This window comes from Mesorhizobium sp. M2A.F.Ca.ET.037.01.1.1 (assembly GCF_003998075.1).
Classification (GTDB): Bacteria; Pseudomonadota; Alphaproteobacteria; order Rhizobiales; family Rhizobiaceae; genus Mesorhizobium.
In genome coordinates this window covers 1-5690 of the sequence record NZ_RZSA01000383.1, presented here as the reverse complement: position 1 = coordinate 5690, position 5690 = coordinate 1, and the positions used below count along the sequence as shown (strand labels likewise).

3 protein-coding genes, 1 tRNA gene and 1 pseudogene are annotated in these 5690 nt (G+C 63.8%); 3 read left to right on the top strand and 2 right to left on the bottom strand.

The genetic code is table 11. From position 1 onward, the window contains the following. Positions 1-290: 290 nt before the first annotated feature. Positions 291-1181: pseudogene (locus tag EOA27_RS19215) on the top strand (D-alanyl-D-alanine carboxypeptidase family protein); the annotation flags it as partial. 398 nt (positions 1182-1579) lie between these two features. Here the strand turns inward: EOA27_RS19215 and EOA27_RS19205 are convergent. Beyond that, positions 1580-2029 carry a universal stress protein gene (locus EOA27_RS19205; protein ID WP_126080023.1) on the bottom strand — a complete coding sequence of 150 codons (450 nt, stop codon included), beginning with the start codon at positions 2027-2029 and terminating at the stop codon, positions 1580-1582. Between the two features lie 449 nt (positions 2030-2478). On the opposite strand from EOA27_RS19205, the gene EOA27_RS19200 reads away from it, so the two are divergent. Both EOA27_RS19200 and EOA27_RS19195 read left to right on the top strand, forming a co-directional pair. Continuing rightward, complete coding sequence (locus tag EOA27_RS19200) at positions 2479-3420, top strand: DUF1003 domain-containing protein (RefSeq protein WP_127256897.1); 942 nt, start codon at positions 2479-2481, stop codon at positions 3418-3420. Between the two features lie 207 nt (positions 3421-3627). Next, positions 3628-3704, top strand: a tRNA-Arg gene (locus EOA27_RS19195). Positions 3705-4265: 561 nt separating this feature from the next. Here the strand turns inward: EOA27_RS19195 and EOA27_RS19185 are convergent. After that, positions 4266-5690 (bottom strand): sugar phosphate isomerase/epimerase and 4-hydroxyphenylpyruvate domain-containing protein (locus EOA27_RS19185; protein WP_145970419.1); only part of this gene is annotated, 1425 nt, incomplete at its 5' end.

The following is a 5690-nucleotide window of genomic DNA, read 5'->3' as shown; positions in this document are numbered from 1 at the left end:
CATGAAACTGGTTCGCCGCAGCGCCGCGCCAAGCCGACCGCTTGGCGCTGCGGCGACCGCATCATAGGGAGAGAAAACTGTTACCTATGTATCCGGTTCAAAGTGTTACCCATCTATCCGCTGGACACCGGCAGGCAGGTGAGGGGCAGTGCCGCCCCTCCAAAAGCAAGGAAAGCATGCGCGACCCCCCAAAACCTGGGCAAATGCCTTCTTGCGTCCGTTAACCAGTTGGACGCGGCATATGGGTTACGTTAGTTTCGCCGCGTCTCAGCAACAGTTTTAGAACAGTCTTGCCCCCTACCTTCCCTCTCCTCCAGAAACTCATCGCCGTACTGGCATTGCTCGCGCTGGTCGCCGGCTGCACGACGGCGGCACCGCCTGAAAGCGTGCTTGCCGTGCCGGCGCAGCCGCAGAAATATGCGGCGATCGTGGTCGACGCCTTGACCGGCAAGACCCTGTTCGAGGTCAATTCGCGGTCGCAGCGCTATCCGGCGTCGCTGACCAAGATGATGACACTCTACATGCTGTTCGAGGCGCTGGAGAGCGGCCGGGTGACCAAGGAAACGCGGATCCCGGTTTCCGACCACGCCGCCTCGCAGCCGCCGACAAAACTGCGTTTTAGGCGTGGCGAGACGATCGACGTCGATTCCGCCATCCGCGCCATGGTGGTGAAGTCGGCAAACGACGTGGCGGTGGCGGTGGGCGAATATCTGGGCGGCGGCTCGGAGGATCAGTTCGCCGCCATGATGACCGCCAAGGCGCGCTCGCTCGGCATGAGCGGCACCAATTTCCGCAACGCCTGCGGCCTGCCTGACGACGGCCAGGTGACCACGGCGCGCGACATGGCGGTGCTGGGCATGGCGCTGGAAAAGCGCTTCCCGCAGCATTTCCACTATTTCTCCGAAAGCGACTTCATGTTCCGCGGCAGGCTGGTGCGCGGCCATAACGACATGCTGGGGCGGGTGCGCGGCGTCGACGGCATCAAGACCGGCTACATAAGGGCTTCCGGCTACAACATCGTCACCTCCTACAATGCCGACGGGCGGCATCTGATCGTGGTGGTGATGGGCGCCGACACCGCGCGCCAGCGCAACGACCATGTCGAGGCGCTGATCCAGCGGAGTCTCGGACCGGCGATCGCCGATGCAAACCAGCCCAGGCTGATGTATTCCGGCCAGCAGCCGGCCTCGCCGCCGCTGCTTCCACCGGCGGACTCGGCGTTGCCAGGGTTGCCGCCGCAGCAGCCGACGCCCGCCTCGGCGGCGCCGGGTTCGACGGCGTCCGATTTTCCGTCGCCGGATCTGGCCTCGCCCGGCGCGCCGCTGCTGCAGACGCAGTAGGCGGCGGGGGAAAATTTTAGACGTCGGCGGGACAGCGCCCCCCTCTGGCCTGCCGGCCATCTCCCCCACTTGGGGGGAGATTGGCAGCTTTGGCGACGGCGCTCGTCTTGCAAACGTCTGTGATTGGCGAAGGCGGTCGTGACGGCTGATCTCCCCCCTTGAGGGGGAGATGTCCGGCAGGACAGAGAGGGGGGCGAAGGAACGCGGCGTTTCTCTTTCTTAGGCCGCGCTGCCGTTGCCTATCTAACCACCAGCACCGGAATCTCGGTCAGCGACACCACTTCCGCCGTCTGGCTGCCCAGCACCAGCCGTCCCAGCCCGCGGCGGCCGTGCGAGGCCATGACGATGATGTCGCTGCCCTCGCCGGCGGCCACCTCGAGGATCGCCTCGGCGGGGGTGCGGTTCTCGATATGCAGGGTCTTCGCGCCGACCCCCTTCGCATCCGCCTCGGCCTTGCACTTGCCGAGCAGTTCGCTTGCATATTTGCGCGCGCTCTCCTCGTAATTGACCAGCTCGTCGGCGGCGACATAGCCGGCCATGGCGCCGCCCCAGGCCAGCGCCGGGAACGGCTCGGAGACGGTGACGAAGGCCACGGTGGCGCCGAGGCCCTTGGCCAGCTCCAGCCCGTGGGCGACGCCCTTCTGGGCGAGTTCGGAGCCGTCGGTGGCGATGAGGATTTTCTTGTACATTGTGGCGATCCCTCTTTTGCAGGGCGCCGCGCGCGCCCAAGTGGCGGGAGCCTGAACGCTCAGGCCTGATTTCGATATAGTCTGCCTATCAGGCCCGCCACAGGGGCCAGTTTGATGCGGATCAAGGCCAGGCGGCAGAGACGATTGCGCCAGTGGGGGCGTGAAATCGCCGGCGGCGCTCCCCCTCACCCAGCCTCCGCTTCGCTCGGCTGACCTCTCCCCCAGGGGAGAGGAGATTGTCAGCGCCGGTGCCCACCTCTTCTCCCCGGCGGGGAGAAGGTGGCCGCGTAGCGGCCGGATGAGGGGCTGCGCCGACCTATGCGATTGCCTCAACAGCCCGCCCCCCATCACAAGAACTTGTTCGGTCACACACTCTTCACACTGACCATGGATATGCCGCGCCGGCTTGGCGTATCGTACCCGCAAAGCCTCGAACAGGAGCAGCGACCATGGCAGGCGACCCGAAGGCATCCGCGCAAATCCAGGCCGACGACGAGAACGACGTCGCCGGCGAGTATCTCGAGGCGGAGACCGTGCCGGAGGATGCGCAGGCAGCCGCCGACGAGATCCTCGAAGCGCCGGAGGTGCCGGATTCCGAGCCGCAGGCCGAACCGCATGTTCCGGGCACCTCCCGGATCAAGCCCAAGAAGAAACCCTCGGCGATCTCGGGGCGCAAATTCCGCAAGCGCGACCTGGTGCGCATCGACGATCTGAGGCCCAGCCTCGCCGACCGCATCCGCTCCGACCATCCCGACCTGCCGCGCGGCGCCCGCATCAGCCGCGAGGAGCTCGGCCGCTACCGCATGCGCTACATGGAGGAACTGCTGCAGCAGGAGCACGGCGAATTCTCCGAGCTCGACCGCCAGGTGGTGGAATCGATCGCCAAGCAGGACACGATCTCTGAGAACTCGGAAGAGGAATATGAGGAGCACCGCTCCTTCCCCGACCGCGTTTCCGACACCATGGCCGAGTTCGGCGGCAGCTGGTGGTTCCTGATCTCTTTCGCGGCGGTGCTTTTGCTGTGGATCGGCATCAACCTGGTCGCCGGCGCGACCAGCGCCTTCGACCCCTACCCGTTCATCCTGCTCAACCTGGTGTTGTCCTGCATCGCCGCCATTCAGGCGCCGGTGATCATGATGAGCCAGAAGCGCCAGGAAGCCAAAGACCGGCTGCGCTCCTTCAACGATTACCGGGTGAACCTGAAGGCCGAGCTGGAAGTGCGCCACCTGCACGAAAAGCTCGACTACCTCATCTCGCGCCAATGGCAGCGCCTGGCCGAAATGCAGCAGATGCAGCTCGACGCCATGCACGAGCTGACCGCGGCGAAGAAGGTGAAACGCGCGACGCGGGCGGTGCGGCGGAAGACGGCGAAGGTGGGGGTGGAGGGTTAGGCCAGTTCCTCGCCCCACGCAGTGGGGAGAGGTGGCTCGGGCGAAGCCCGAGACGGAGAGGGGAGCGCCCTATCTGACAACCTATCGGCCAGACAATCACCCACCCCCGCACAATCGCCAATTGCCCGTTGAAGCCCGACGCCGCTTCCGCTAAGAAGCCGTGGCTGGCCGGCTCACCGGCCGGTTCGTTTTCCGGTCCCCCGGGAAGCACCCGTAGCTCAGCTGGATAGAGCGCTGCCCTCCGAAGGCAGAGGTCACAAGTTCGAATCTTGTCGGGTGCGCCAATTTCCAATTGCAGGACAAGAACTTAGCGCCACACCATGCTTAGCTGAAACGCGTTCAGGCTGAGCGGCGTAAGCGCTGAGAACCTGAGTTTGAGGGAGCCATGTCGCCGCAAACCCGCAGATTCGGGCAAATGAGCGTGAAAGCATCAGCTTCCAATGGACGAGTTAAGAAATAGAAGGTTGAGCGCTGCCCACGTGAGCAACGCTCAACTTGATCGAAAATGGGGTCGGACACGGACAGTCGGCTTTCGGGGCGGCTAGCCAGAGAGCGGATTCGGTGGCCCGGCGAAGAGGCACTATTCCGCAGGTTGCTACCTCAGCGGGAGTTGCACCCATGATCTGTTCTCCTGTAATTCACATCGTCAATGGGCCGCCGCCAAGCGGCCCATTCTGGGCTTGTTTATCGCATCTGGCTCATGGTGATCCGGTCGAACATGCGGCCGCCGAACCATTTGCGGATAGCGATCATGGGCTTGACGTATTTGCCGGCAGCGTAACGGGTCTTGCGCGCCCGGACGGCCTTCCCTGGGTGAGGACTCGTCGATATCGAATGTCCCCCGATCACCTCGGCATTCCGCTCGGTGGCAGCAGTCGCTTCAGAGCAGCGATGCGGAAGGGTGCATTGACGGCGCCGTAGCCCTTGTAGCCTTTTCGGCGCTCGACGACCTCGAAGAAAAGGCCCTCGCCATAGTTTTGGCTGTAGAGCTGGAAATACTCGCCGGTCTCGTCCCGGTTGTAGAGGATGTTACCGGCCCGCAAGCGGTTCGTCAGATCGGGATCCAGGCCCAGGCGGGCTTCAAGATCATCGTAGTAATTCGCCGAGATTTCCAACGCGTGGAAGCCAAGCGGTTTCAACCGACCCGCCGTGGCAAAAATATCATCGCAGGCGAAGGCGATGTGCTGAATGCCGGAGCCAAAGCTATCGGCGATGAAACGGCCCGCCAGCGTCTTGCGGCTTTCGGCGCCGTTGAGCGTGAGCCGCAGTCCGCCATCTGAGCCCTCGACGACCTGGCTTCGCACCAGACCGCTCGGATCGACGACGTCGACCACTGGCAATTTTCGAGTTCGGAAGATGGAGGTGTAGAAAAGGAGCCAGGTGAGCATCTCCTCATAGTTCATCGTCTGGGCGGCATGATCGATACCGACGAGGCCGCAGCCCGTGTCGCCTGTTTGCGGCAGCGGATCGAATTCGACGTCCCAGACTTTGGCGAGCGTATCGTCGACGAAATAGATGACGCCGCCGCCGACGCCGCGGATGGCGGGAATAGAGAATTCGCCCGGACCGCGCTGCTCGGAGAAGGTCTCCGCGCCAAGCGCCCTTGCCCGCGCCACCGTCGCCGCGGCATCGGCAACCCTCAGCCCCATCGCATAGGCGTTGGTTCCGTGCACGACATAGGAGGAATGGGCAAAACCATCGTGTCCGGTGTTGATGACGATGTTGACGCCACGGTGGCCACCTTGCCGCCAGACGGTCACGTCGCGGTTCTTGTGGCGGGCGGACAGCGAAAAGCCCATGGTCGAGAGAAGCGCCGCCAGTTCTTCGCCTTCCTGCTCGTTGGCCGCGAACTCGATGAATTCGATGCCCGAAACGCCGATGCGGTCCGGCATCTCCGGCGGATCGATTGCAATTCCAGGCTCGGCGCGGCGCACCTGGTCCATCAGGTAGATAAGCGAGCGCCTTCCATCCATGGCGATCGACTTCGGCGAGCCGCCACGGAACTGGTCGTTGAAGATCTCCAGGGACAAAGGCCCGTCGTAGCCTGTCGCCGCTACCGCCCGCGTGAAGTCGATGACCGGCAAGTCACCCTCTCCCGGCATGTTGCGGAAATGGCGGCTCCAATAGAGCAGGTCCATGTCGATCAGAGGTGCGTCGGCAAGCTGCACGATGAAGATGCGGTCCCCGGGGATGGCGCGGATGGTCCCGACGTCGGTCTTTCTCGCCAGTGTGTGGAAGGAATCGAGGATGAGGCCGATGCTCGGATGGTC